The sequence below is a fragment of the Alteromonas sp. Cnat2-8 genome, from assembly GCF_022348355.1.
GTDB classification, from domain to species: domain Bacteria; phylum Pseudomonadota; class Gammaproteobacteria; order Enterobacterales; family Alteromonadaceae; genus Alteromonas; species Alteromonas macleodii.
The window spans coordinates 237,430-263,576 of record NZ_JAKREX010000002.1 but is presented as its reverse complement, the minus strand read 5'-3'; the positions used below and the strand labels follow the sequence as shown (position 1 = coordinate 263,576).

Genomic DNA, 26,147 nt, shown 5'->3' with positions numbered 1-26,147 from the left:
AGGCCTATTGTCCATTCACGAAAAGCTCGATAGTTCTGCTATCGAGCTTTTTTTATTTAAAACGAAAGAGATACGATTTACATTAGATAGAATAATTGAATAAAGAGATGACATCATGAGATTGCGGACATGGCTACTTTACGGGTTATTTTTAGTTTCCGTTTCATATTGCGCCCAGGCAGAGGAAAGTAACGCACTTACCACTCGCTCGGCTAAAGCAGTGTTCGCAGACTACTTGGAATATCTCACGCTACCCAACGTTGCAACGCAATCAGCAACTGATATAGAAAAGGTTGCGCGTTGGACGGCAACGAAATACAGCGAGTATGGTTTTAATACTCAGCTGCTGGAAAACAACGGCATGCCGATGCTGTATGCTGATTACATGCTAGCTGGGAAAAATGCCCCTACCCTGCTTTTTTATGCACATATGGATGGTCAACCGGTTAACGCTGAGTTGTGGGAACAAGACAGCCCTTGGCAGCCCGTTCTAAAAATCGAAGAAAATGACAGCTGGGTTGAAAAACCACTCTCTTTACTCGATAAAGACTATGACCCTAATTGGCGTATTTTTGCGCGCTCGGCATCTGACGACAAAGCCCCAATTATGATGTTACTAGCAGCCATAAACTCACTTTCGACGAATAAGGTGACGCCATCAGTTAATATCAAAGTGCTCCTTGATTCAAACGAGGAAGGTGGCTCTCCTACCCTCGCAAAAGTGATAGAAAAAAACAAAGCGCAGCTTTCTGCAGATGCCGTAGTAATGTTAGACGGTCCCATGCATCCATCCAACGCTTCTACCGTGGTTTTCGGTCATCGCGGTGCGACACTGGTTAAGCTCACTGTTTTCGGACCAAACTCTGATAGCCATAGTGGGCACTTTGGCAACTACATTCAAAACCCCGCTTTTATGCTCTCAACACTTTTAGCAGGAATGAAAAATGAAAATGGCAAGGTGACTATTCCTAATTATTACGGAGACGCTCCTTTGTCAGAAGAAACAAAACAGGTGCTTCGAGACATTCCTATTGATGAAACTGCACTATTGGCACGCCTTGGGGTAGCAAAGTCAGAGTCTGTAGGTGGCAACTACTATGAATCCATTAGTCTTCCGTCTTTAAATATCAATGGATTGAGCGCTGCAAGCACAACAGCAGTAAGGACAATCATTCCGGCTAGCGCTACAGCGTCCATCGATATTAGAACTACAAAAGAGGCTCACTCGTCCAGACAAGTTAAGCTGTTAAAAGACTATATAACAGCTAAGGGATATCACATTGTGGACGAATTGCCATCAAAAGAAACCCGTCTAAAGCATGAAAAACTCATTCTTATAGAAGTTAGCTCCGGCACTGCAGCACTACAAACGTCCCTCGATGAGCCAGTTGGTCTATGGGCGCAAAAGGCACTAGAGTCTGTAAGCGATGAGAAGGTTGTAGTTATTCCAATGATGGGGGGTACTGTTCCAACCGCACCGCTAGTAAACAGTATAGAGAAGCCGGTAATTCTTATTCCATTAGTCAATGCTGATAACAATCAACACGCCCCTAATGAAAACTTACGTATAGGGAACTTTTACAGTGGAACAAATGCGCTGTATCAATTACTGACCACGCCTTATGACCAGTAATAGAGTTGTAGTGATGAAGTGATGCTTTAAACCAAAACCTATACGGAAAACCTCACTAATATACGTTAATAGACCAAGGTTTAGTTGAAGCGCGAGAGTTACGACTCTACTATCGTTTAAGCAATTAAAGACATCGCACATCGGGTGAAGAATCTATCTATGCAGCATTTAAACATTAAGAAACTTACATTTTGTCTAACACTGGCGATAGCAGCGAGCAATGCCAGCTTAGCTGATACCATTGCTGTTGACGCTTCATTAAATGCGCAAGTTAACAACCAAACTAAGAAACAAAGCGTCAACTCTTCACCTAGTAAGCCAAGCATCATGTCTTGCCCTTCTGATTTTCAGCAAGTTAAGATTTCTGATGATGCAAGACAATGCCAAGCATTTGACGAAAGCAAGACAGCAGTAATGGTTTACCACTCTCCTCGCTCCCCGAGTGAATTACTGAATGTTTACCAAACGGCGCACCCCGCTTTAAAAACTCACACGCCTGTTAGCGGCCGCACGTTGTTATCCTCAGAAGATAAAGGGGTCAGAGTAATAATCAGCCCAGATAATACTGGCTCTCAAGTGGATATTCTTGTTACATCCACAACGAAATAAGCCCTTTTAGCAAGACAACTACGAAATCTACTCATGTTGGCATCTGCTTTGCAAAATCATCAATAACTACTCCACGGTAACAGTTAGTGTCATTTTTATGACGCTCAAACTGCAAACGGAGCCCAAGCTTTTTTCGATATAAACACTTTAGCGGGCTTCTTTATTACGCATTCCGTGGGCTTTAACTATTGATATTTGCGAGGGTTACGATGGAATTGGCAATTATTCTAATGATGTTACTTATTGTCGTTGCACTGGGTGCCATAAAGTTGTCAGACGGCGGTGTCGCATTTCCATTTAGGCGAAAGCCGCAATTGTTCACCCCCGTTGAGCACTCTTTTTTAAACCTTATCGAACAGGCTATGGGAAGAGAGTTTCGCATAGTGTGCCGTGTGCGTCTTAACGATTTAGTGGCGGTTCGCCAGTCTGCAAATAAAAAGACGGCAAGCCAAGCCATCAGCAGAGCTTCTAGCAGACAGCTCGACTTTGTATTAGTAGATAAACACGACATGAGTCCTGTTCTTGCTATCGACTTAGTTCATAGCCAAGGCAAAGATGGTTATAAATCACAAAAAGACTGGTTTGTAACCGGAGCACTTGATGCTGCCGGCCTTCCTCATGCAAGAATTAAAGTGAAATCTGGTTATACCGTTGACGATATTCGCGAGTGTTTGGAAAACAAACTCATTCCATATCGCCGTTTACAGCAAAAAATGGCACAGCTGCCAACGCATAATCCAGAGCCACCAAAGCGCCCGACTCGCCCAGTGCGTTCAAGCAGACCAGCTGCAGCTTAAGACATAAGCCCACTTCCCCTGGCCTTTGTTGCTTTGCTATTTTCTTACTCTCAAATAGCGGTAACAGAGGCATTTTTCTGTCAGTTTCTCTATTTTCCTTATACAATTAACGCTTTCAACAGCGTATTCACGCGTTAAACTCCCTCAACACCGTCGGTAAAGTTATGAAAAAAATTGGTATTTTAGGTGCAATGGACGAAGAAGTTGCGCTACTTAAAGCGTCACTTTGGAATGTAAAAGAAACCCAGTGGAAGCACCTGACGTTTTACGAAGGTACACTTAACGACATAGAAGTGGTGCTAGTAAAATGCGGTATTGGTAAAGTGGCTGCAGCAATTGCTACTACTGTACTTATCGAACAGTACGCCCCTGATGCTGTTGTCAATACTGGTTCTGCCGGAGGTTTCGACAAGAATCTAAACATCGGTGATTTAGTGATCGCCAGTCACGTTATTCACCATGATGCCGATTTAACCCATTTTGGCTACAAGCTCGGTCAATGCGCAGGTATGCCTGAAGATTTCCGTTGCGATACAAGGTTAATGGAAGCCGCTCGTAGTGCTGCCACGGGCATTACGTCGCTTCAGTCGACAACAGGTTTAATCTGTACGGGCGATGCGTTTATCGGTAGCGACGAAGCTGTAGCAGAACTGCGTGAAAACTTCCCAGACATGAAAGCGGTTGAGATGGAAGGTGCAGCTATAGGTCAAACTTGCCATATGCTCGACACGCCTTTCCTTGTCATTCGTTCATTGTCGGATATTGCAGGAAAAACGTCGTCAGTGAGCTTTAAAGAGTATCTAGACACTGCCGCTAAACACTCAGCACAATTAGTTATGGCAATGATTAAGGCCCTCGCAAAATAAGATGACAGAGGTAATTAGCGACCCGCAATACCAGTCGCTATTCGTACTTTGGCTGGCTATCGCCGTTGACGCATTATGGCGCTGGCCCCAAAGTACTCATCCATTAACGCTCATGCGCTACCTCGTTCAGCAAATGGGGCGCAAAGTGGTGCCCTCTCGCGAATACGGTAGGTCTCAGCACTATATTTCAGGCTCATTAGCCGCCCTAGTTCTTCTTGCGCCATTGGTAGTATGTGTTGCCATCTTGGTGTACATGGCCCAATACCCCGTATTCTTTGAGGCGATTATTCTTGTCGCACTGCTCGACTACGGTTACCAGCGTCAACAGTACAAAAAAGTGCTGGCGAGTGTGGGAAGAAATAAAAAATCCCTCGCACGTGAAATGGCGCAAACCATTACTGCACGTCAATGCGATTCACTTTCCGATATAGGAATTGCCAAAGCCGCGATAGAATCGCTATGGCTGAAGTTTCTTTATCTTTATTGCGGCGTCATTTTCTACTTTGTAGTGGCAGGCCCCATAGGCGCACTCATTTATCGATTGCTTTTGCTCACATCTTGGCAGTGGCATTACCGAACCCCTGCAATGACTTTCTTTGCCAAACCCGTACGCAATCTTGTTTACTTACTTAATATGCCGCCCGCGGTCATTGGTGGTCTAGCAACACTACTGGTCAGCCATCCTATTAAAGGGTTTCGCGCCATAAAGCGCTCCCCAGTGAAAGATAAAACGTCGCTACTGCTTGCGCTTATGGGCGGTGTGCTTGATATTAAACTCGGCGGCCCAGCAATTTATGCCAACAAGAAGATTCGATACACCCGCGTGGGAGGCGCTAACGAGGTAAAGTACTCTCACATGTTGACAGCCAAAAATACGGTTACTCATGCCATGATTGCGGTTAGCGCCTTCGCATCGTTAGCTATGCTGGCAATGGCCGTAGCCTAATGAAAACAGCAGTTATGATGAAAACCATTTTTTTTGTAATTTTAAGCTATTTACCTCTTCTCACATTTGCTAACTCAGAATCAGATGCCGAGACAAAGCACCTAGCTCATTCAGATCAATTTGCTTCTGCCGATGTTGCACCAAGCTCGGAATCAAGCGCCTTATCAAATTCCGTCGAGCTAAAGATAGTCAGCCTTGCGCCCCACCTTACCGAATGGGCATTTAGTTTGGGCTTAGGCCCTAACCTTGTAGGTGTAAGCGACTATAGCGACTATCCTGACGCCGCGAAAAATATTAAGCGGGTGGCGGATTTTCAAGGTGCCGATATCGCTACCATTGTGGCGTTAGAACCTGATTTAATTCTTGCATGGGATGGAGGCAATAAGCCGCAAGATATCCATAAGCTTTCCTCGATGGGTCTAAACGTATTTAGCAGTAAGGTCGAAAATATCACTGATATAGCCAGCGAAATTAAAAGGCTTGGGGCACTTACAAATACGCAAAAGCAGGCAACCCAGCTCTCCAATGATTTTCTCAACGAACTAGCCGAACTTCGAAGTAAATACGCCAAATCCTCGCTTATACCAGTATTTTATTATTCGTGGACTGCTCCACTTATGACCATCGGTCCCAACGCGTGGGGTAACCAACTGCTGAATGTGTGTGGTGCTCAAACATTATTTGCAGACAGTCCTGTAGACTATCCTCAAGTCGCATTAAAAGATGTACTCACTCGCCAACCTCATGCACTCATTGCGGCATCTAAAAGTACGCATTCAGAACTTGAGGTATTCTGGCGTGATCATCGCTCTTTCCTCAAATCCCCCTTAATTGTTGTGGATCCAGACGTCACCAGTCGGTTTTCATTGCGATTAATAAATGAACTAAAAGTACTCTGTAAAGGTATTAAAGAACGCGCATAAGCGTTATACTTAAGTCTAGACCTGCTGGGCTGTTTTCAATTGATACACACCGACTTGGCCCAATTTAAGCGCCTTTGTGTAACAGAATAAGAGCAGGTTCTAATCTTCTATAAAAAGGTAAGAGTTTTTATTCATGCGGATTGTTGTTGCGGGTTTTCTAGTTGTTATCAGTGTTGCATTGTTTGTGTCGCTTCAGTGCACAGCGAAAGCGACCGCGCAAGCCTCTGTTGCCGCATCACCATATCTTATCGAGCGAGTTGCGAACAACGACTGGCTCCTTATTGATGTTCGCTCTCCGCAAGAATTCGCCGATGGTCACATTCCTGGAGCAGTAAATATGCCCCATGAAAATATCAATGACTACCTTAGCGAATTAGAAGGCCACAAAAACAAGCCTATTATCATTTATTGTCGTTCAGGCAGAAGAGCCAAACTGGCAATGAAAGTATTGGAAGAACTCGATTTTTCTGAAGTCATGCATTTAGAAGGCGATATGTTAGGCTGGAGTGCCGCTGGCATGACAGTTGACCGAATGTAGACTCAATATTCCGCCTTCTCCTTCGTATTAGTCTTTGGCACTAAAGATGTTGTAAGTTCAACCTCTTGGCTGATTACTGTGTGTAACTGAGCCCCTGTGATACACTCTTTTTACTCGACGATTGTATGAAACACCCATGAAAATAGATATTGCTACTCCGGCCATGTTATTTCCGGCGATTTCTTTATTGCTTCTAGCCTATACCAATCGCTTTTTGACGCTTGCAACTATTATCCGAAACTTTTCAAAAGAAGAGAGAGATGAGAATACTCAAGCACAAATAAAAAACCTTCGATTACGTATTCAACTTATTAAGCGAATGCAAATAGCAGGTGTGGGTAGTTTTTTTCTTTGTGTAGTATCCATGCTAGCGATATACCTCACCTATCAACAGGTAGGAAACTGGGTGTTTGCTGCAAGTTTAGTATCACTTCTGTATTCACTTTGGATGTCAGTAAGAGAAATATTGATATCAGTTGAAGCCTTGGATGTGCACCTTGACGGGATGAAAAACGCCCCGCGTAAAGAAAAAGTATGAAGCCCACAAATCATTTGAGCCACATAATTCAAAGTGATATCAGCTACGAGTCTCTAGCGCCTGAGTTTTTTGCAGGGGTGATTGCTCTTGGCAATCACGTGCACGGAGATAACTACCTAACCAATGAGCTACTTGCTGATTACTATGCAAAGAGCTTTGTTGGCAATACTAATGCTAGCTGGGTAGCCCTATACAAACAAAAAGTTGTTGGTTTCAGGCTCACCTTTGCGCATACGCAATGGGAAGCAGATGAGTGGTGCAGCCCTTCCCTTTGGCCAGTAGATCCAAATACCGTATGCTATTTCAAATGTAATACGGTAGACCCCGCAATGCAGGGCTGTGGAATTGGCAGCAGACTATTAAGTAAATCGATTGAATGTGCGCAAACTCAAGGCGCAGAAGCGGGTTTAGCACATATTTGGTTGGCAAGTCCGGGCAACAGCGCATTTAAGTACTTCACTAAAAATGGGGGGCAGCTTATAAAGAAGCACCCTAATAAGTGGCGCTACGCATCTATTCATGAAGGCTACGATTGCCCTGTATGCGAGGGTTATTGCGAGTGTGAAGGTGCGGAAATGCTACTTCAATTTCAAGCCCCATAAGTACGACACAGTTAATAACGTTTTCATTCTATGACCTACGATCCTCTTATTTCACGCGGCGTTTCTTCAATGTTACCCGCGGCAAACAGCTACTGGCATGCCACACATAAACCACCGACAATGCCGCCTTTAAACAAAAAGGTAAACACTGAGTACCTCGTCATTGGTGGTGGTTATACCGGTCTTTCAGCTGCCATCACACTTGCTCAAGCTAAACAAGAAGTCACGCTACTTGATGCGAATTCACCGGGATTTGGCTGTGCGGGCCGTAACGGGGGCTTTATCCTCTCGGGTAGCGGCCGATTAAGCTTAAGCGCCATAGAGGACAAGTGGGGTCGTGACACCGCCAAAGCTATGCAGGGCGAGTTTGATGGCGCGGTACACCTGCTTAAACAACGTATTGCAGACTTTGATATGCAGGTCGATTTGGTAGAAGGACCCTATTTAAAACTGGCGCATAACCCAAAGCAAGCCGAACTACTCTGTGCCAGTGCTAAGCATCTTGAGTCACACTTCAATGTACCGAGCTCTCCACTTAGTGAAAAAGACCTTACTGCGCGCTTTGATATTGAAGGGGCGTATGGTGGCGTTGAGCTAAAGGGTGCATGCTTACACCCACTAAAATTAGTAAGCGAATATGCAAGAGTAGCAAAGGAGCTTGGAGCAACGCTTTTTTACGACTCGCCAGCCATTCGCATTGAAAAGCACAAGACCGGATATGTTGTCGCAACACCAAGCGGGTCAGTTTCGGCCAAACACATACTCATTGCTACTAATGCTTATACCCCTAAGCGCTTTCATGACAGCGTAGACAATAAGCAATTTCCTGTTCAATCGAGCATTTTTGTCACTGCGCCATTGAGTAGCGAACAGCGTGCAAAGTCTGGCCTAACCGCACCAATGAGCTTCATGGATACGCGGATGATGAAGTATTACTACCGTGTGCTGCCAGATGGCAGATTATTATTCGGCGGTCGTGGTGCCGTAAAAGGTAAAGATGCAGATAACGCGTCAGAGAAACAGCGCTTGTACCGCGCTATGGTGAAAAGCTTCCCTTCACTTAGCGGTATAGCCATGGATTACTTTTGGAGTGGTTGGGTAAGTGTATCGTTAGACAGCATGCCGCGGATTTTTATCGACAATGAGGTTAGCGGCAACAATTCTAACCGCTCTAGCGGTAATATCGGTTACGCCATGGGGTATTGCGGTTCGGGCGTATCTTTTGCCGCATTTGCAGGGCAGCGACTCGCTCAACGTATGATGGGTAGCAATGACGTCGATTTATCGCTTCCCCTTTATCGTTCTCCTTTGAAAACCTACCCCTTTGCAAAAGCAAGAAGGCTGGCACTGCATGGCTTGTACCAATGGGCGAAAATAGCAGAACGCTAGTAATGGTTATAATTTACGATTCACCTTAATGTTAAGCATTGCATACTGTCTATAAATTAGGCTATTTTAGATATCTATTCTTTGACGGAGTCACCTCATGTCATATATCGATGCCTTTGCTGTAGCCGTTCCCACTGAAAATAAAGCGTTATACATTGAGCACGCCAAACTCGCCGGCGATATTTTTAAAGAGTATGGTGCGACTAAAATACTTGAAGCTTGGGGTGACGATGTCCCTGAAGGGGAAGTCACGTCTTTCCCGATGGCTGTTAAAGCCAAAGAAAATGAAACCGTGGTGTTTTCCATTGCATTTTGGCCTTCAAAAGAAGTACGAGATACTGCATGGAAAAAGGTGATGGAAGATCCCAGAATGCAGGAAAACGAAAACCCCATGCCTTTCGACGGTAAGCGCCTTATTTATGGGGGCTTCGTACCAATGCTGGAATTATAAGACTATTAGTTTCAGCTATTTTATATCGTCTATTTTCTTTAGCGCCGACGGCAAGTCGGCGGCTAACTTTTTGTACCGGCGGTATACAATAAAAACGACCACACTGTTTATCAAAAGCTGTGTTCCCCACAGTGTGAAGGCATTAAACATCAGTACATTAAAAACGGCGAGTGCCAGCAATCCACACCACAAAGCTAAGCATCCATAGAGGCTGATTTTCCAGTAATGTAATTGTTGTTTTAATTGGTTTTGTTTAAACGCCAACATTGACTGAACGTCTAACGTCTGGACCTTCCACTGTTTTTGCCTTACCCAATATCCCCATGCCCCGAAGGCGGCGGGAATAGGTGTAAGTACCATGAAAAGCAAAAATTGATATGTGCTAAGTGGCTCGAACAACACCAAAGTTAAACACCACACAGAAACCGCTAGCCCGAGCACCAAATCAACGGCACCTTTTAGTTTAAGTTTAAATCTTGCGCTCTTGGTTTCTTTAATCAGTGAATCTGTATCTACTGAAGGGGTTGCATCCTTGTAGGCACTTTGCCACTGAGCGAGTTGCTTATCTAATTCGTTCATTTGCGTGCTGTTCTCGGCCATACTTAATTTTTCTTCGCTCAAGGCTCTTTTATTATCGCTCAGGGCTTTTTTATCTTCGCTCAAGGCTTTTTTGTTATCGCTCAAGGCTGTTGCTCCATTATCTGCGTTAGCTGTTGGCGGGCGCGGCTTACCCGCTTAGCGACGGCAGTCTCTTTAATACCTAACATATTAGCTATTTCCAGCTGACTGAAACCTTCTAAAAGCAATGCCAGTACCTGTCTGTACTTTATTTCTAGCTGACGTAAGCCTGTCATGAGATCCATCGCATTTTCTTGTAACGTGGCATCCCGAGATAAGCTGGCGCTGGTTGTGTGAGAAGAATCGAACTCGCCGTCATGGGTACACTCTTTACGCCGCTGCTCTTTAATCACGTGATCGACCGCCTTGTTGTGCGCTACTTTGGCCACAAACGTTTTCACACTTGCCTCACCGCGAAAGCCACTATCACTGCCTTTTGAAGCTCCTTCAAAAGCGCGCCAAACCGCCAGTGACATTTCTTGTATCAGCTCATCTTGAAGTGATTTATTAGCCTCAAATGTTGCCGCAATACGCGCCATGAGCGGCGCGTATTCACTAAGCAGTTTTTCTATTTGAATGGTTTCTTTCACTGCATTTCCATTTTTATTATTTTTTAATTCCACGCTTTAAGTGAGCAGTTGAATTACGCTTCCTAGCTGATTAGCGAAATAAGCGCTGATAGGCAACAAAGCACATACATGAAACAATAGGGCCAAACACTAATCCCGACAATGCGAAAGTATAGGGCGCAAGTGCAACTGTTAAGAAAATCAGGGCACCTATTATCAACATCGGCTTATAAGCGCCCACTACTGCAGCAATACTATTTGTAAAAGATGCTGGGATTGAGCGATGTTTTAAAATAAGCAACATAGGTACAAATAAAAGCAGTAAATTTATTGGTGTTGCCGAGCCCATCATTAGCCCGACCTTCCAAGCGGGTACATCTACTACAACACCATTTGCTAACGCCGCCACTGAATCTGCGCCCATTAACATAGCGCCAATTTGAAATTGGATCCATGCGATCACTGGCCCGGTGCAACTCCACAAAGCGACATTTGTCCATGAGCGCAGGGTACCGCCCGACAATCTCAGCTTGTTATTCTCTGCTAAGTTGGCAATGGCCAACCACATTACGGTAGCCAGAAGCGGACCTACCCATTTCGATATGCCTAAGCCAATTGGCCCTGCAAGCGCTTGAATGAGCCCCGCGGCAAATAAAGTAACAAAAGAAAGCCCCAATAATTTGAAAGGTGCTTTTATAAAAAGCTGCCCCCCCTCTTTCAGCCATGTGAACGCTTCCTTCGCAGGAAGGCTCTTGTTAGCTTGATGGTATGTTGCACGAGTTGAAGTTACCGTTGTCATGTTTTTATCCTTTGCATTGCGTAAGCGTTAGTATTGAGTTTCACTGTTTTTTCATCCCAGCCTGCTACGCGTTAACTGCTTATCGTACAGTTGGGTTCATTGATTGATTTTTCCCCTATAGACGATAGCGATTGCAAAATCCTGACAAACTTTTTCAAAAAAAAGTAAGAAAAATAAAAAAACGTTTAACGACAATTACTTATAAACGTTAAAGCCAATATCCCCCACTTTCAAATTTGGCTTGATGCTTAACTTTGTATGAGTAGTTAGGGCCTTCTAAAAAAATAATCGCCCTACTATCCACTAGTACTTATATTTCAGGCAAAAAAAAGCCCGCTTAACTAAGCGGGCTTTCAAAAACTATCAGAAAAACATTAGGCTAGCGTAATACGCGCAAACTTGCGTTTACCCACCTGATACACATTTTCACCTTTTTCGGTGATTACTAAGCGGGTGTCTTCCACTTTATCGCCGTTAATTTTAACTGCGCCTTGCTTAATCATGCGCATAGCATCTGAAGTCGAACCTACAAGGTTAGCTTCTTTCAATAAATTACCAATGGCAATACCTTCATCGCTCAATACAATTTCAAGCTCGGGCATGTCGTCAGGAATAGCGTTTTTCTGGAAACGTTGAATAAAGTCCTGATGCGCGCCTTCTGCCGCTGCGTCGTCATGGAAGCGTGCAATAATTTCTTTCGCCAGCATGATTTTAATATCACGTGGGTTTTCACCGTTAGCAACGCGAGTTTTAAGCTCAGCAATCTCTTCTAGCGGTCGGAAGCTTAGAAGGTCATAGTAACGCCACATCAAATCATCAGAAATAGACATCACTTTACCAAACATATCGTTTGGCGCATCTGTAATACCAATGTAGTTGTTCAAAGACTTAGACATCTTCTGAACGCCGTCTAGACCTTCTAGAAGCGGAACCATTACAATAGATTGCTGCTTTTGGCCTTGCTCTTTTTGAAGCTCACGACCCATTAGCAAGTTAAAGCGCTGATCAGTACCACCTAATTCAACGTCTGACTCTAGCGCAACAGAATCCCAACCTTGCACTAACGGATACAGAAACTCGTGAATAGCAATTGGCTGACCGTTGTTATAACGCTTTTTAAAGTCGTCACGCTCAAGCATACGTGCAACGGTCTGACTAGCCGCAAGTTTGATCATGCCTGCTGCGCCAAGGCCATCCATCCACTCTGAGTTAAAACGTATTTCCGTTTTATCTTCATCAAGGATCTTGAACACCTGTTCTTGATACGTTTTCGCGTTCTCTAATACCTGTTCTTTACTTAAAGGCTTGCGTGTTACATTTTTACCTGTAGGATCGCCAATTAGGCCAGTAAAATCGCCAATAAGAAAAACAACTTTGTGGCCTAGTTGCTGGAATGTACGCAACTTGTTGATCAACACAGTGTGACCAAGATGCAGATCAGGCGCAGTTGGATCAAAACCCGCTTTGATAGTAAGGGTTTTGCCGGATTTTAGTTTTTCAATTAAATCCTCTTCGGGGAGTATTTCATCAACGCCCCGTTTAATCTCAGCTAGCGCTGTTTGCCAATCTTTCATTTGTACGTCACACTCTTAAAAAAACTGTATATTCAATATTGGCGGGCATTTTACGCGTACAACGGAACCATTAAAAGGTTTGCGCGTCAAAAAACGGATTACAAACAGTCATGTTGTTAAACCCAACAGCTTTTAACGTGGAAATAGAGTGCTGAATTAACGTGGACTGTATTCAGTAAACTCAAGAAATAGTCTTCATGATAAGAGCTATTGGGTGTAACAATTTGCGCTAACAATATAATGAGAAAAGTTGCATTTTTAAGCAACGTATGTGAAATAGTGTTGTGCACATAACATTTCTCAGGTGGGCAGTAGTATGAGAAAGAAATTAGACGCTTCTAAAGCGCTCAATTTATTTAAAAAATTACCGAAACAGCACAGAACTGGGTTAGCAGTAGCTAGCTTATTTCTGGGTGGGCTTATTCTTTTTCCAAGTGAACCAGTAGAAGCCAGTCGCCATCAAGAAGCACACATTCTGGATGCGGGTGTCCGCTATCCGGTGGAGCTTCATATTGCGCCGTCAACCAACGTATTTTCTGGTGAAGAAGAATCTTCATGGCAGACGTACAAGGTGCGCAGTGGCGATACATTAGCAAAGCTATTTAAGCGTGCTGGCTTCACTTCGCGTGACGTATATAACGTAACGCAGGCAGGAGAGCTAACAAAAACGCTGGTTACTTTATTGCCCGGCGATGAACTATCGTTTAAAGCGAATAAAGACGGCAGCTTCGGCGAGCTAAAGTACAAATTGTCTTCGACTGAAACCCTGTTTGTACGTCCAGAATCGTCGGATGAGAACAGCGCCTTAACCGCTGAGCTTGAAAAGCGAGATGTAGACATTCGCTACAACTTCGCCCAAGGTGAAATTCACTCAAGCTTTTGGAACGCCGCCAGTGATGCAGGCTTAACCAGCAACCAAATTATGAATTTGGCGGGTATTTTCGGCTGGGATATCGACTTCGCCATTGAGATCCGTTCTGGCGATACGTTCAACGTAGTATTCGAAGAGCAATACATCGACGGTGAATTTGTCGGTTACGGCGACATCGTTGCAGCGGAGTTTACCAACCAAGGCGAGCATTTTAGCGCTATTCTTCACGAAGATGGCACATACTACACGCCTGAAGGGCGCAGTATGCGTAAGAGCTTCTTACGTGCGCCGGTGAATTTTAGATATGTAAGCTCTAACTTCACAAAAGCTCGCTTCCACCCCGTGCAAAAGCGTTGGAAAGCGCACCGCGGTACAGATTACGTTGCTGCGGTTGGTACGCCAATTATGGCTGCGGGTGACGGTAAGGTAATTAAAGCCGGATACGATAAATATAACGGTCACCATGTTTTCATTCAGCATGGCGAGAAATACACAACCAAATATCTTCACTTTAAAAAGCGTGCAGTGAAAGTGGGAGATACGGTTAAACAAGGCCAAACCGTGGGCTATTTAGGTAGTTCAGGTATGGTTACTGGCGCCCATCTTCACTATGAGTTTTTAGTGGATGGTGTTCACCGAAACCCACGAACGGTAGAACTACCGAAGGCGCTTCCTATTGCTAAGGAAGAGAAAGAAAGGTTTATGGAAATTGCCGCAATACGCCAAGAGCAGCTAGATAATAACAAGCGCATTATGCTTGCAATGAAATAGCGACGACTAAATGGCAAAATATATTGGCCTGATGTCAGGTACTAGCATGGACGGCGTCGACGCCGTCCTGTGCGACATCTCGCAAACGTCTTGCACCACCCTCGCCGCCCATTCAATTCCTTATTCTGCCGAATTACTTACTGCACTCAATGCACTTTGTAGTGAAGGTCCTGATGAACTTAACAGTTTGGCCATCGCTGATAGACTGGTTGCTGAAACCTTTGCAAAGGTCACCTTAGCGCTGCTTGAGAAAAACAACCTACATCCTTCGGATATTACGGCTATTGGCTCGCACGGCCAAACCGTACGTCATCATCCGAATTCCGATGTATTGTCAGCACACTTTGCAGAATCATCCATACGCGGCTTCACCTGTCAAATAGGCGATCCTAATACCATCGCTGTTCTTACCGGCATTGATGTTATTGCCGACTTTAGGCGCAAAGATATTGCCCTTGGTGGTCAAGGAGCTCCCTTAGTGCCCGCTTTTCACAATGCAGTATTTGCCAGTGATGATAAACACCGAGCACTCGTTAACATTGGCGGTATAGCAAACGTTTCACTGCTTGCGCCAAAACAAGATGCTTCGCCACCTAAAGGGTTTGATACCGGACCCGGTAACACCTTGATGGATCAGTGGATAAGTCTTCATTTAAATAAAAGCTTTGATAAAGATGGAGCATGGGCTGCGTCAGGGCATTGTCACTCAGGTCTGTTAGACAGGCTCTTACTGGATGATTACTTCGCTTTGCCTGCGCCTAAAAGTACTGGCAGAGAGTATTTCAATATTAATTGGTTAAGCAATGCGCTCGCCGATTACTTCCCTTCTAGTGCAGAGCTGCAAAGCGAAGAAAAGAACAATAATTTAGCCCCTAAAGACGTGCAAGCATCCTTACTTTCGCTAACAGGTAGCACTATCGCTCAGGAAATTGTGAAGCATTTTCCTAAAACAAATAAAGAAGGCGCAAAAAGCGAAGTTATAGTGTGTGGCGGTGGCGCTTTCAATAAAGCATTAATGCATAACTTGAGCAATGCTTTAAGTGATTATGTAGTAACAGACAGCCATGCTCTGGGCATCCATCCACAGCACGTTGAAGGCGCAGCATTTGCGTGGTTTGCACATGCGTATATGAATGATATTCCAGGCAACGTGCCTGAAGTCACAGGGGCTTCGAAAGCCACGGTACTCGGAGCGTTATATAAAAAAGCATAAGGGCGACAGGCTATCACCCTCAAACGCTTTATTGGTTCTGTTTATAAAAGCAACGTCACCACCTTAACTTGCCGTAACAAACATATTCGCCATTACCAATACCAACGCGTAACCCACGCTATACGCTGCAAGAAGAAGCAACACGAACTTGCCGTATTTGGCGAACGTCAGGCCCTTAACCTTACTCATGGTAACAATACCTGCTGATGAGCCAATAATAAGTAACGAGCCCCCCACACCTACTGCATACGTGAACGCCATCCACTCAGCTGTCGACATGGCAATGTCCGCTTTTAACAACGCAGCTGTTAATGGCACATTATCTATCATGGAAGACAACACCCCCATCACAAAGTTGGCCCCTGTTGAAGGCATTACGCTATATACATGTAAAAGTGCGCCCAATGCGTCAATGTGATCGAGCATACCGACAAGCAGCAACACCCCAAGGAAAAACAGAAGCGTGTCGAATTCTATTAGGCGAATATAGTCCAAGATAGGATCATCATATTTTTCTTCTCCCATAAAGGTTGCCACTAGAAACATAACCGCCATACCCGCTAAAAACGAAAGCATAGGTGGAATAGCAAAAAGCACATTGGCAATTAACGTCAGTACAATAGTGGACAGAAATATTCCCGCAATTACGTAATCAACCGGCCTAAGTTCATGACGTGTTTTTTTTATTTTAACTTCCCCCTTCATACCTATACTCAACAGTAACGCTAGAAATAGTACTGCTGTGAGTGAAGGAATAATGAGTAAGAGCAGCTGAGTTATAGTGACCTTATCATCCAAGAAAATCATAAGAGTGGTGACATCCCCGGTTATTAGCGACACGCCCCCAGAGTTCACCGCAAATACCACTAGCACGGCAAATCGCATGGTTTGGTTAAAGGGCAAACCCAAGGATAAAACCATGGCAATAGACACCAAGGTCGCTGTGATGTTGTCAGCTAGCGAGGAGAAGCAAAAACTAAAAATAGCGGTAAAGAATATGAGTTTTTTGAGGGTTATTTTTTGCGGCATGATAATGTTTAACATGTTTTCAATCATGCCTTTGCGGTTAAGGTAAGCAACGAAAGTCATTGCCGCTACAAGGAATAACCAGAGGGTGGATATTTCACTTATGTTTTCTATGAGGTGTTCATTGAGCTCTGCTAGGTGAGGGCCCCTATTCGCATCTATGAAAAGAAGGATCCATGCGAATGTTCCGAAAAATAATGTGGTTTTGGCCTTATTCACGTGAAGCACTTCTTCAAATACCACACCCAATAATGCCATTACCGCTATGCCAATGAGCACATAGTCCAGCATACGTTTTACTCCCAAATTGTCAGGGGTGAATTATACGATTGCTGTTCATGCTTTAGCAGGTGTTCTGCGCTATACAAGGGGAAAAATCAGTTATATTCAACATGCACTAAACTGATGAAAATACGGTGAAAAAATGCTGTTAACTAATTGAGTGCATTCCTCAAAAAAGTGGAATACATAACGTATTCAATATACAAAAAAGGCCAGTGATAGAATCACTGGCCCGTACACGTTTCTGAAGAAATACTATTTAGCTATTCCCATTTCCATCTTTTTAAGGGCATCTGCGTCTATTTCGGACTGAGGCTTAGCGCTGCTCTTTTTGGCGCGCATGTCGAAGTAGCCATAGCCACCTACTAGCAAGAAGCAAATAGCTGGAACAATATATGACACAACAACACCTGCGCTATCAATAATGGCGGCTTGGAACAGCGGCATAATAGCTCCACCAAGAATGGCCATTACAAGGCCTGCTGCGCCTAGCTTAGTGTCTTCCCCCAGACCTTCAAGCGCAATGCCGTAAATCGTTGGAAACATGAGTGACAAACAGGCAGAGATAGATACCAATGCGATTACGCCTGCTAAATTAGGAGACTGTGTCATGAAGATACATAGCGCCATGGCAATCAGTGACATGATCATTAGCAGTCTAGCTGGATAGAGGTACTGCATAACCCACGTCATCACGAAGCGAGAAATTAGAAATACAATCATGCTGTATTGTAAAATTTCACCACCACTCACTTCGTTGCCACCTGTCGCTTTCATTGCATATTGGATGGTGAAGGTCCACACGCACGTTTGTGCTCCGACATTAAAAAACTGAGCCAAAACGCCAAACCGATAATGCTTGTTGGCTACTAACCGCTTAAGCGAAGCGCCCAACTTAACGTCTTCCACACTAGACTCAACCGATTCTTGAATTGGCGCTTTGATCAGGAAGATTGCAACCCAAACCAAAACGAGTACACATGCCATACCTACATAAGGAAGCATTACCGCATCAAGCTCAGCCCCTATCACGTTTTTAAGCTCGCTTACCGACATGGCGGCACGCTCTTGTGCGGATGCCTGATTCAGGTTTGGCAATATAAGTGTTGCAGCCAAAAACACACCTAAATTAGTACCAACGGGATTAAATGCTTGAGCTAGATTTAAACGGCGTGTCGCACTTTTTTGATTTCCCATCGCCATGACGTAAGGGTTCGCCGACGTTTCCAGAATGGATAATCCACCAGCCAATACAAAAAGTGCAGCAAGGAAAAAACCGTAAGTCATGGTTTGACTGGCTGGATAAAACAGAAATGCCCCCGCGGCCGCGCAGCCCAGTCCGGTCAATACACCTGTTTTATAAGAAAAGCGCTTGTTGATAAAAGCAGCAGGAATGGCTAAGCAAAAATACGCGCCATAATAGGCAAATTGAACCAATGCCGATTGCAAAGACGACATGGTAAATATTTTACTAAATACCTTTACCAAAGGGTCTGTCATGTTCGCAGCCACACCCCATGCAGCAAAGCAAATCGTTAACAATACAAAGGGAATCAATGTGTCTTTGGAAACCAAAGGGGCGTTGTTTTTCATGAGAACGGCCTTTCGCTTGTAAAAAATTAGTTAACCAATTTAAGCATTGCTCTTTACCTCTGTCAATAAATCAATTTGATTTACTTATTTCAAATTGCGTTAAAAATTAGACTTTATATGTAGACGACCGTTAACAGACAATGCGTGACTGTTATTAAACGGATAAAAGCACCTTTGAAAATTTCTTAATAGACAATGACATAACCTAGATAGCACGCCTCACTGAACGCTTTCTACTCACCTTGAAATATCGCCATCGCATCCCCCAACTATTAACGAAAAACACACAAATGTAGCAAAAGAAATAAATAAACAAGGTTGATTTAATAACAAAGGTTAGTTAGATTTCGTTCAAAACAAGCATATGTTAACGCGTTGTAACGTTAGCTAACTCTGATTTATCTCGCGTCAACAAGGAGTTAGCAACAAATGCGTAGATGTCATCAGTCACACGCTTATAACAAGCTGCGGTTGATAAACATTTTTAATTGAGAGAATAATGATGAAAACACCTACAGTTACCCGTCGCTTTTCTGGATGTAAGACAGGCTTGCAAACAGCGCTCCTCGCAAGCACCGCCATTGTTGCCGCCACTGCGTCAGCATCACAAAGTAAGTTTCAAGACGCGTTTGACTTTCAAGCAAGTTATACGGGTGAGTCAGCCACCAATATTGACGGTGGTGAACGCAGAGGCAGTGCCTATGCTGGTCAGCTCTTTGTAGGTGGGGAATTAGATTTAAATACGCTAGCGGGCTGGAAAGACACCAAAATTCATATTGCCATGACAAACCGACACGGCAAAAACTTAGCCGAGCACTACATTGGTAACAGTACGTCCGTACAAGAAATCTTTGGCGGCCAAAATACCCGTCTTGCACGGTTTACGATTTCTTCCTCGTTTTTAGATGGCGATTTAGAACTGGAAGGTGGCCGTACAGTAGCGAATATCAGTTTTTTAGGCTCTGAACTTTGTCAGTACTTTCAAACCAATGCTGCTTGTGGGAACCCAACCTTTGTATTTAGAACCAGTAACTTTACTTGGTGGCCGGTTTCGAGTTGGGGTGGCCATGCGAAATACTGGCTTTCGCCAAAAACATACTTTCATACCGGCATCTATGAAGATAACACCAGTCATCAAGACTTAGGCGATCACGGCTTCGATTGGGCGACTAATGAGGCTACAGGTGTTGTTGTGCCCTTCACTCTGGGATATCAAACTACGTGGGACAATGACGAACTTCCAAGACGCTACGAAATTGGCGGTTGGTACGATGGCGCAGACTACACCGACCCCGTCTTTGATGAGGAGGGCAACTATGCGGCGCAGTCAGGCAATGATTACGCTGTTAGAAACGGTCGCTCGGGTATATTCGCACGTTTTGAACAAACTGTTACTCGTCCTAACCCACTAACGAAAGAAGGGTTAACACTATTCGGCGCCGTGCTAACCGGTACATCGGGCGAGCTGATTGAAGACTACTATATAAAAGCGGGCTTTGTATTGCGAGGCACACTGGCCTCACGCCCTGACGATACCATTGGCTTCGTATTTACCCGTCAACAGTACAGTGACGAAGCGCTAGAGGATCAGCGTATATTAAGAAGCATAAACGGCGGGGTTGGTACACCAGCAAGCAGCCAAACCATGTTAGAGCTAAGTTATGGTTATCAACTCAATAACCACGTAAGAATTCAGCCGAACGTTCACTACATTATCAACCCCGACCAATTCGCACAGCGCGACAGAGCCATGGCACTTGATGATGCGATTGTTCTGGGCCTTAGGTTCGACGTAAACCTAGCGGCTTTGATACTTTAAATCTCCCTGCAATACACTTTACAGCGCCTTCGGGCGCTTTTTTTCAAACCGATGCCATTCCCTGCCGTTGTGTTTAATTAGTTTCAAGGACAACTTTCCACAAATCCAACTTCTCGCTATCTCTGTATTCACTACTATCTTATAGCGTTTTGAGCACCAATACGCTTAGCGCTTCAACATCAATCTATTCTACGTTGAATAAGGAATAAGAATGACAGACTCAGTACTTTTTAGCTCGTTTGATTGGGCAGAGAATACATTGCAAAACCGCATGGTATTAGCCCCTATGACGAGAGGTAGAGCTGGCGCCGACCGCATACCCAATAAAATTATGGGCGATCACTATGTACAACGCGCAGATGCAGGGCTCATTATTACTGAAGCAACGGCCATTTCAGAAGAAGGCATAGGCTGGGTTGATACCCCTGGAATTTATACCGACAAAATGGTCGAGGGCTGGCGCTCGGTGGTCAATAGAGTGCACGAGGCAGGGGGAAAAATCGTTTTGCAGCTCTGGCATACTGGACGCGCATCACACAGCGATTTCCACAATGGAAATTTGCCCCTGTCTGCATCAGCAATAAAAATTGAAGGGGACGAAATTCACACGCCTAAAGGCAAGAAGCCCTACGAAGTGCCGAAGGCGATGACCTTTGACGATATAAAACGCACAGTGCAAGACTACAAAAAAGCGGCCGTTAACGCCAAGGCAGCCGGATTCGACGGTGTGGAAGTTCATGCTGCAAATGGCTATCTCATCAATCAATTTTTGGATAGCCGCAGCAATCAGCGCACCGATAATTATGGTGGTAGTGTCGATAACCGCTACCGCTTTTTGGCCGAGGTGATGGACGCAGTGTTGAGCGTGTGGGATAAAGAGCACGTTGGCGTGAGATTATCGCCAAACGGTGTATTTAACGATATGGGGGCCGATGATTTTCGTGAAACCTTTACCTTTGTTGCCCAACAGCTAAACAAATTGGAGATAGGTTATTTACACGTAATGGATGGCTTGGCCTTTGGCTTCCATGAACGAGGCGAAGCCATGACCCTTGCTGAATTTAGAGCACTATTCGACGGTATGGTCATTGGAAACTGTGGCTACACCAAAGAAGAAGCCGAGAAACGTTTATCTGATGGCGATGGTGACATGATTGCGTTTGGAAGACCTTGGATCACGAATCCAGATCTTCCGACACGATTTAAGCATAATTACCCTCTCGAGTCCTTTGACGATCCATCGTCGTGGTACGGAGGTGGTGTTGAAGGCTACAACGATTTTGAAACCTACCGCGAGAAGAGTGGGAAGGACGCGATGACTTCGCTGACCTGATTGTCTTTGGGCAGAGCCTAGCGCTCTGCCCTTTTCAAAAGCGTTATTTGAAATAACACGATGCGTAATGCTAACGCGTTCTCACTATTTAAATATGGCCTTAGTTAAACGACTTTTTCTTAGCGGCTAATACGGCAAGTTTTTCTAGGCACGACATCCACGCGTAGTTGTGCTGATCGCACTCTTGCTTATTGAGAAAGCCTTGCTGAATGAGAACCAACCTTACATTCCCCTCTTCAGTCTTTTCGAAGTGAATGTCCACTGATGTCATCACCGACTCTTCCATATCATCTTCCCACGCCCAAGAGAACGACAGCTGCTCGTTCGCTAAAATAGTCACGTACTCACCAGTCAATGACATTTCAATACCGCTGGGATCCATCATCTTTATGCGATAGCGACCGCCTTCCTTGAAATCACTCATGATTTGTGTGACCGAACAATCGCCCGGCGCAAACCACTCACTAAGATATTCAGGCTCGTGAAATGCTGCAAAAACAAAGGGCAATGATGCATCTAGCGTTACATCAATTTTAAACTCGTGCATAAGGCTGCCTTAGATATTCTTTGACGTTAAAGATCTGTGTCTATCTTACCTTATAACAAAAGTTAGGCGCTCTAGCGTCATTTACCTTTGCTATAAATAAAAAAATCCCGAGCCCGCGTAAGGAAAGGCCCGGGAGAAGGAGAACATCCTCAATATTTTTTATCGACAGCTCAAAGCAACTTCTTGAGCTAAAAAATGAACCTATGCACCTTTCATCAGTGAATCCATACTGGCCTTGCTGCCAAAGTGCTGTGAACTTACTCTTTCACTTACCGACAAATACAGATTGTCGATGTCGGCATTTGCCATAAACTTCTCACAAAATCCTGGAGCATGAGGCTCGATAAAATGTTTGGCGGCTAGCATAAAGTGGGCAATGAGCTGTTTAACGTTGTCGGTACCCATGGCAATACGCATAGTGGTCAGTTCTATCCCTGCTTTCTTCTGCTCGTCTGAGCTGAGCTCAGAGTGAGAGGTCAGCGCCGGGCATAAAATTATCGTATTATTCTGGCCAATACTCACTTGGTGGCTGAATGCAGGCTCTAGGGCATCGAAGAACCGCACAAATACATCGCGAGGCAGGTTTGCCGGCGCCATATCAACCGTGAATAAAGTACACGGCCAGCCGTGTGTATGCTGCTTTTCACGCAAACCGGCATTACTGTGTTCAGGCAGTGCGTGACAGTTAACGCGAATTTGATCGTGGGCATTCAAAAATGCAGTAAACACTTGCGTATTGATGACCTTGGTCATCATCCGCTGCTCTAAGGTCTTCATGCCGTTTAATACGTCAAAGGCCTTTTCAGAGTCTAAGAACGCACCTTTGATGTAGTACACATCCCAAAACATGGTCTGTGACCAATCAACACCATTTGCTGAACTGCCTTTTGGCTGGAACATACGGTGCCCTTCGCCAATAACTACGCCTGCTGTGGTAGCACCGCTACCACACAAATCTTTGGTGTAGCTGTGAATGACATAGTCGGGTCGCGCAGCTTTGTTTTTATGCTGAAGTGGCTGGTGCAGTACAGGTGTAGCAAGGGTGGAGTCCAACATTACCAACGCATCTTGTGCATGCGCTAATTCACAGATCCCAGGCACATCCAATACGTAACCATGTGGGTTACAAGGCGACTCTAAATACACGTGCATTTTCGCACCATTGCTTAAACGCGACGCATGTTCAGTTTTAGTTTGCTGCATGAACTCTGCAAAGCTCTGTGCGTCATAACCGTCAAACCACGCAATCTGTATGTCCATTCGGTTGCTGCGGGCGAAATAATCATGAAGTAGCTGGTACACTCCGCCGTACACGTTCCTCGAAACAATCAGTACATCGCCATGACTAAGAACATTTGATAAACACGCGTCAATGGCAGCCATGCCCGAGTTGAAGTTCCAGGCTAGATATTCGGCAGCGTAAGGACCCGCTTCCATATCCACAATGGCGTTAGCAAGTGAAATATTCGTTGGGTTTAACAGACGTGAATAAATTTGGTGAGTAAATTCTTTGCCTTGAAACGCGTCGTCGACCCATTCAGTACAGGCATAAACATAAGTCGCTGTTCTTACCACCACGGGTGTTGCAGAAAAAAGTGCCGTGACATTGTCGAACAGTGGATAGTGCCCTTGCGAGCCATTGCCACTCGACAAACTTTGGTACGTGGCACGGAATGGGTTTTGCAACGTATCCAGTATCTTCGCAATTTGAAAAGAGAGAAACTTTTTAGCGTTGAAATAAGCCAGTCTGTCTTCTTTATCAAGTCCTTGTAGCGTATTACTCGTAATATCCCATAGCTGCATAACGCTTGCTTGAGCACCATATAAGTGATGAGCGGTGTTGGCGAGTGCCCTACCGTAGTCGCTCTCAGCATTTATACCGAAATGAGATAATTGTTCCTCAACTAAAGCCTGCGTTGTTTCGGCTTGGGTCGTGTTACGCTTAGGTGAAAGCACCTTAGCGTGCGTTACATCAACATCTGTTGAGTTTTGGAATTTGTTTTCTGACTGCATAGCGATTCCGTTGCAAATTGACTTCAGGTGCATGTACATGACACCAACACTGTTTACAAAAATGTAAAACTTAAATCACATTTTTAGAACAATTGGCATTACGATTGTGCAGTCAGACAGAGGAAAGAAAAGTTTACTTTAGGAGTGTTAAGCAAATGACAGCAAGGAGTTCAAAGAGGATTGAACTGACTATTTTAAGCGATGAGGCGAATGATATTGCCGAAGCGATTCGCCAAAGAATAGCAGATAATAACGACTTCATAGGCGCTGATGGCCACCCGCTTTTAACGCTTAAACAAATTGCTCAATGCCCTGAAGATGTAAATTCAGAAGCCGTTACGGTACTGCTTGCAGACCCCGACCTTGCGTCTCGAATTATTGATACATGTTCAGCACTCACCTGGTGTCAGTCTACCTGGGCAGGCAATGCTCCCCTTCTAAATGCCGATAAGAAGAACTACATACTTACCGGACTAAAGGGAATTTTCGGTAAACTCATGAGAGAGTATGTTTTTGCTTACTTGCTTGGGCATGCCAGAAACGTAAAGGCTTTTGAGCAAAACCAGCGTGCCGCTCAGCCAATTTGGGAAGCATCAAAGCGAATGCCGCTAAATGGACAAACGCTTGGCATTGCTGGACTGGGCAGTATTGGGCAAGCATTGGTCCCCGTTGCTCACGCATTGGGTATGAGCGTTGTGGGTTTAACCCGAAGCGGGCAAGCAGTGGAAGGTGCCGATGCTGTTTATACACCCAACACTATCGAAGCATTTGCCAGAGCATGTGACCACGTGGTGAATTTAATGCCCGACACGCCATCTACGCAAAACATGCTTTCTCACGAATTCTTTAGTGCGCTGAAACCCCATAGTGTATTTATTAACGCAGGGCGAGGCAGTGCGGTTGACGACGATGCGCTCTTGCAAGCTTTAGACAACGGCGCATTGGCCCATGCAGTATTGGACGTCTTTCGTAACGAGCCTCTCGACCCAGCTCATTCGTTTTGGCAGCACCCTAGTATTTCAGTAACCGCTCACACTGCAGCGGAATCACAGCCAAGCGACGTAGCCGACGTGTTTTTAGAGAATGCGCTGCGTTACATCAACGGTGAATCGCTTAATTACCAGTTTGATTTTGCAAAGGGCTATTAGTGTTTAAATAGCCCTTCTCGTCATCCATTCAAGGCTAAAATACAGCCTGTCTGTAGCTGGTTACGCTGACGCTTAAATTCTAGGGTCAGTTGCCGTTATCTCAATGCGATCATGGTGCTTTTCATGAAACGATAACAGCTGAGGATAATCCTTCATGCTGTGTAGCTCACGGAAAAGTACCCAGTCAATCATGCTGTACAAACAGATTTCGGGATAAGTCCAACCACTAAATCCACCCGCATCAAGCTGGTTTGACAGCGCATCTAACACAGCTTCAATTCGCTCGTTTTGAAGACGGTAATACATTTTGTCTTCGCTAATATCAAAGTCTGAACGTTTCAGCAGCATAAGCTGAACAAAGGAGTCGTTAGCTGCATCAATCAGGGTCAGTTGATTCTCTTCTTCCCAACTTAACCCTTCGTGATCAAGCTTATCGGCAAGGTAGTTATAAATAATGCGAGAGTCGAAAATCATTTGGCCGTCATGTTCAAGACAAGGCACTTTAAGCGTAGGGTTGCGAGAGGCGAGCAACTCGCGATCTTCACCTGAAAAAATTTGAAGATTAAGAAATTCATGTTCTGTAGACGCAAGTACGATGCGAATGCGGCGCACGTAGGGAGAAGTGGTGGAGCCATATAATTTCATAAACGCTGTCCTAAACCGTAGTCGTTCTATGAAA

25 protein-coding genes are annotated in these 26,147 nt (G+C 44.7%); 16 read left to right on the top strand and 9 right to left on the bottom strand.

Annotation, left to right across the window (positions count from 1 at the left end; genetic code table 11):
* Positions 1-115 precede the first annotated feature (115 nt).
* The 11 genes from MHN00_RS05360 (at position 116) to MHN00_RS05310 (ending at position 9,292) form a co-directional block, all read left to right on the top strand.
* Positions 116-1,633 carry a M20/M25/M40 family metallo-hydrolase gene (locus MHN00_RS05360; RefSeq protein WP_239300556.1) on the top strand — a complete coding sequence of 506 codons (1,518 nt, stop codon included), beginning with the start codon at positions 116-118 and terminating at the stop codon, positions 1,631-1,633.
* A 159-nt stretch (positions 1,634-1,792) separates the two neighbouring features.
* Entirely contained in the window at positions 1,793-2,242 is a 450-nt protein-coding gene (locus tag MHN00_RS05355; protein ID WP_014980147.1) for a hypothetical protein, read from the top strand.
* Between the two features lie 209 nt (positions 2,243-2,451).
* Entirely contained in the window at positions 2,452-3,039 is a 588-nt protein-coding gene (locus MHN00_RS05350) for a DUF2726 domain-containing protein (RefSeq protein WP_014950547.1), read from the top strand.
* Positions 3,040-3,203: 164 nt separating this feature from the next.
* Entirely contained in the window at positions 3,204-3,905 is a 702-nt protein-coding gene (locus MHN00_RS05345) for a 5'-methylthioadenosine/adenosylhomocysteine nucleosidase (protein ID WP_014950548.1), read from the top strand.
* A 1-nt stretch (position 3,906) separates the two neighbouring features.
* A complete protein-coding gene (locus MHN00_RS05340; protein ID WP_061095782.1) occupies positions 3,907-4,851 on the top strand; it encodes a cobalamin biosynthesis protein in 945 nt (314 codons plus the stop codon).
* Positions 4,851-5,774, top strand: coding sequence for a cobalamin-binding protein (locus MHN00_RS05335; RefSeq protein ID WP_239300554.1), 924 nt, complete (start codon positions 4,851-4,853; stop codon positions 5,772-5,774). Before MHN00_RS05340 ends, MHN00_RS05335 begins: the two co-directional genes overlap by 1 nt.
* A 133-nt stretch (positions 5,775-5,907) precedes the next feature.
* Positions 5,908-6,312: a rhodanese-like domain-containing protein gene (locus MHN00_RS05330; protein WP_014950551.1), complete on the top strand. Its 405-nt coding sequence runs from the start codon at positions 5,908-5,910 to the stop codon at positions 6,310-6,312.
* Positions 6,313-6,448: 136 nt separating this feature from the next.
* A complete protein-coding gene (locus tag MHN00_RS05325) occupies positions 6,449-6,850 on the top strand; it encodes a DUF2721 domain-containing protein (protein ID WP_014950552.1) in 402 nt (133 codons plus the stop codon).
* Positions 6,847-7,452: a GNAT family N-acetyltransferase gene (locus MHN00_RS05320; protein ID WP_014950553.1), complete on the top strand. Its 606-nt coding sequence runs from the start codon at positions 6,847-6,849 to the stop codon at positions 7,450-7,452. Before MHN00_RS05325 ends, MHN00_RS05320 begins: the two co-directional genes overlap by 4 nt.
* 30 nt (positions 7,453-7,482) lie before the next feature.
* Positions 7,483-8,841 (top strand): FAD-dependent oxidoreductase, encoded by a 1,359-nt coding sequence (locus tag MHN00_RS05315; RefSeq protein WP_239300553.1) that lies wholly within the window; start codon positions 7,483-7,485, stop codon positions 8,839-8,841.
* 97 nt (positions 8,842-8,938) lie between these two features.
* Positions 8,939-9,292: a DUF1428 domain-containing protein gene (locus MHN00_RS05310; RefSeq protein WP_014950555.1), complete on the top strand. Its 354-nt coding sequence runs from the start codon at positions 8,939-8,941 to the stop codon at positions 9,290-9,292.
* Between the two features lie 15 nt (positions 9,293-9,307).
* Here the strand turns inward: MHN00_RS05310 and MHN00_RS05305 are convergent, their stop codons facing one another.
* The 4 genes from MHN00_RS05305 to tyrS form a co-directional block, all read right to left on the bottom strand.
* On the bottom strand, positions 9,308-9,976 hold the full coding sequence (locus MHN00_RS05305; protein ID WP_239300552.1) for a hypothetical protein: 669 nt from the start codon (positions 9,974-9,976) through the stop codon (positions 9,308-9,310).
* Complete coding sequence (locus tag MHN00_RS05300; protein WP_239300551.1) at positions 9,973-10,500, bottom strand: RNA polymerase sigma factor; 528 nt, start codon at positions 10,498-10,500, stop codon at positions 9,973-9,975. The genes MHN00_RS05305 and MHN00_RS05300 overlap by 4 nt, the downstream gene beginning before the upstream one ends.
* A 70-nt stretch (positions 10,501-10,570) precedes the next feature.
* The gene (locus MHN00_RS05295) at positions 10,571-11,278 is read right to left on the bottom strand and encodes a hypothetical protein (RefSeq protein WP_239300550.1); all 708 of its coding nucleotides are present in this window, start codon (positions 11,276-11,278) and stop codon (positions 10,571-10,573) included.
* Between the two features lie 374 nt (positions 11,279-11,652).
* Positions 11,653-12,852: a tyrosine--tRNA ligase gene (tyrS, locus tag MHN00_RS05290; protein WP_101565695.1), complete on the bottom strand. Its 1,200-nt coding sequence runs from the start codon at positions 12,850-12,852 to the stop codon at positions 11,653-11,655.
* Between the two features lie 316 nt (positions 12,853-13,168).
* Between tyrS and MHN00_RS05285 the strand changes: the two genes are divergently transcribed.
* Together MHN00_RS05285 and MHN00_RS05280 are read left to right on the top strand one after the other, a co-directional pair.
* A complete protein-coding gene (locus MHN00_RS05285) occupies positions 13,169-14,494 on the top strand; it encodes a peptidoglycan DD-metalloendopeptidase family protein (protein WP_014950560.1) in 1,326 nt (441 codons plus the stop codon).
* Positions 14,495-14,504: 10 nt separating this feature from the next.
* Entirely contained in the window at positions 14,505-15,707 is a 1,203-nt protein-coding gene (locus MHN00_RS05280) for an anhydro-N-acetylmuramic acid kinase (RefSeq protein ID WP_075176841.1), read from the top strand.
* Positions 15,708-15,770: 63 nt separating this feature from the next.
* On the opposite strand, the gene MHN00_RS05275 is transcribed toward MHN00_RS05280, so the two are convergent.
* Both MHN00_RS05275 and fucP read right to left on the bottom strand, forming a co-directional pair.
* The gene (locus tag MHN00_RS05275; protein WP_014950562.1) at positions 15,771-17,024 is read right to left on the bottom strand and encodes an SLC13 family permease; all 1,254 of its coding nucleotides are present in this window, start codon (positions 17,022-17,024) and stop codon (positions 15,771-15,773) included.
* A 246-nt stretch (positions 17,025-17,270) separates the two neighbouring features.
* A complete protein-coding gene (gene fucP, locus MHN00_RS05270; RefSeq protein ID WP_049588118.1) occupies positions 17,271-18,608 on the bottom strand; it encodes an L-fucose:H+ symporter permease in 1,338 nt (445 codons plus the stop codon).
* A gap of 499 nt (positions 18,609-19,107) precedes the next feature.
* Here fucP and MHN00_RS05265 point away from each other — a divergent pair, with 499 nt between their 5' ends.
* Positions 19,108-20,427: a carbohydrate porin gene (locus MHN00_RS05265; protein ID WP_239300549.1), complete on the top strand. Its 1,320-nt coding sequence runs from the start codon at positions 19,108-19,110 to the stop codon at positions 20,425-20,427.
* 211 nt (positions 20,428-20,638) lie between these two features.
* Positions 20,639-21,760, top strand: coding sequence for an alkene reductase (locus MHN00_RS05260; RefSeq protein WP_239300548.1), 1,122 nt, complete (start codon positions 20,639-20,641; stop codon positions 21,758-21,760).
* Positions 21,761-21,860: 100 nt separating this feature from the next.
* Here the strand turns inward: MHN00_RS05260 and MHN00_RS05255 are convergent, their stop codons facing one another.
* Together MHN00_RS05255 and MHN00_RS05250 are read right to left on the bottom strand one after the other, a co-directional pair.
* Complete coding sequence (locus MHN00_RS05255; RefSeq protein WP_014950566.1) at positions 21,861-22,307, bottom strand: SRPBCC domain-containing protein; 447 nt, start codon at positions 22,305-22,307, stop codon at positions 21,861-21,863.
* A gap of 201 nt (positions 22,308-22,508) precedes the next feature.
* Positions 22,509-24,320: a PLP-dependent transferase gene (locus tag MHN00_RS05250; RefSeq protein ID WP_171337875.1), complete on the bottom strand. Its 1,812-nt coding sequence runs from the start codon at positions 24,318-24,320 to the stop codon at positions 22,509-22,511.
* Between the two features lie 155 nt (positions 24,321-24,475).
* On the opposite strand from MHN00_RS05250, the gene MHN00_RS05245 reads away from it, so the two are divergent.
* Entirely contained in the window at positions 24,476-25,468 is a 993-nt protein-coding gene (locus MHN00_RS05245; protein ID WP_239300547.1) for a D-2-hydroxyacid dehydrogenase, read from the top strand.
* Between the two features lie 72 nt (positions 25,469-25,540).
* Here MHN00_RS05245 and MHN00_RS05240 read toward each other — a convergent pair whose 3' ends face one another.
* Entirely contained in the window at positions 25,541-26,113 is a 573-nt protein-coding gene (locus MHN00_RS05240) for a glutathione S-transferase family protein (protein ID WP_168534298.1), read from the bottom strand.
* Between the last annotated feature and the right edge of the window lie 34 nt (positions 26,114-26,147).

Bases quoted from the DNA above. Each gene is read 5' to 3' on its own strand.
- MHN00_RS05275 (WP_014950562.1), bottom strand. From the start codon at position 17,024: ATGCTGGACTATGTGCTCATTGGCATAGCGGTAATGGCATTATTGGGT.
- MHN00_RS05280 (WP_075176841.1), top strand. From the start codon at position 14,505: ATGGCAAAATATATTGGCCTGATGTCAGGTACTAGCATGGACGGCGTC.
- MHN00_RS05255 (WP_014950566.1), bottom strand. From the start codon at position 22,307: ATGCACGAGTTTAAAATTGATGTAACGCTAGATGCATCATTGCCCTTT.
- MHN00_RS05355 (WP_014980147.1), top strand. From the start codon at position 1,793: ATGCAGCATTTAAACATTAAGAAACTTACATTTTGTCTAACACTGGCG.
- MHN00_RS05260 (WP_239300548.1), top strand. From the start codon at position 20,639: ATGACAGACTCAGTACTTTTTAGCTCGTTTGATTGGGCAGAGAATACA.
- MHN00_RS05315 (WP_239300553.1), top strand. From the start codon at position 7,483: ATGACCTACGATCCTCTTATTTCACGCGGCGTTTCTTCAATGTTACCC.
- MHN00_RS05330 (WP_014950551.1), top strand. From the start codon at position 5,908: ATGCGGATTGTTGTTGCGGGTTTTCTAGTTGTTATCAGTGTTGCATTG.
- MHN00_RS05320 (WP_014950553.1), top strand. From the start codon at position 6,847: ATGAAGCCCACAAATCATTTGAGCCACATAATTCAAAGTGATATCAGC.
- MHN00_RS05295 (WP_239300550.1), bottom strand. From the start codon at position 11,278: ATGACAACGGTAACTTCAACTCGTGCAACATACCATCAAGCTAACAAG.
- MHN00_RS05285 (WP_014950560.1), top strand. From the start codon at position 13,169: ATGAGAAAGAAATTAGACGCTTCTAAAGCGCTCAATTTATTTAAAAAA.
- MHN00_RS05340 (WP_061095782.1), top strand. From the start codon at position 3,907: ATGACAGAGGTAATTAGCGACCCGCAATACCAGTCGCTATTCGTACTT.
- MHN00_RS05350 (WP_014950547.1), top strand. From the start codon at position 2,452: ATGGAATTGGCAATTATTCTAATGATGTTACTTATTGTCGTTGCACTG.
- fucP (WP_049588118.1), bottom strand. From the start codon at position 18,608: ATGAAAAACAACGCCCCTTTGGTTTCCAAAGACACATTGATTCCCTTT.
- MHN00_RS05335 (WP_239300554.1), top strand. From the start codon at position 4,851: ATGAAAACAGCAGTTATGATGAAAACCATTTTTTTTGTAATTTTAAGC.
- MHN00_RS05360 (WP_239300556.1), top strand. From the start codon at position 116: ATGAGATTGCGGACATGGCTACTTTACGGGTTATTTTTAGTTTCCGTT.
- MHN00_RS05250 (WP_171337875.1), bottom strand. From the start codon at position 24,320: ATGCAGTCAGAAAACAAATTCCAAAACTCAACAGATGTTGATGTAACG.
- MHN00_RS05345 (WP_014950548.1), top strand. From the start codon at position 3,204: ATGAAAAAAATTGGTATTTTAGGTGCAATGGACGAAGAAGTTGCGCTA.
- MHN00_RS05265 (WP_239300549.1), top strand. From the start codon at position 19,108: ATGATGAAAACACCTACAGTTACCCGTCGCTTTTCTGGATGTAAGACA.
- MHN00_RS05245 (WP_239300547.1), top strand. From the start codon at position 24,476: ATGACAGCAAGGAGTTCAAAGAGGATTGAACTGACTATTTTAAGCGAT.
- MHN00_RS05310 (WP_014950555.1), top strand. From the start codon at position 8,939: ATGTCATATATCGATGCCTTTGCTGTAGCCGTTCCCACTGAAAATAAA.
- MHN00_RS05240 (WP_168534298.1), bottom strand. From the start codon at position 26,113: ATGAAATTATATGGCTCCACCACTTCTCCCTACGTGCGCCGCATTCGC.
- MHN00_RS05325 (WP_014950552.1), top strand. From the start codon at position 6,449: ATGAAAATAGATATTGCTACTCCGGCCATGTTATTTCCGGCGATTTCT.
- tyrS (WP_101565695.1), bottom strand. From the start codon at position 12,852: ATGAAAGATTGGCAAACAGCGCTAGCTGAGATTAAACGGGGCGTTGAT.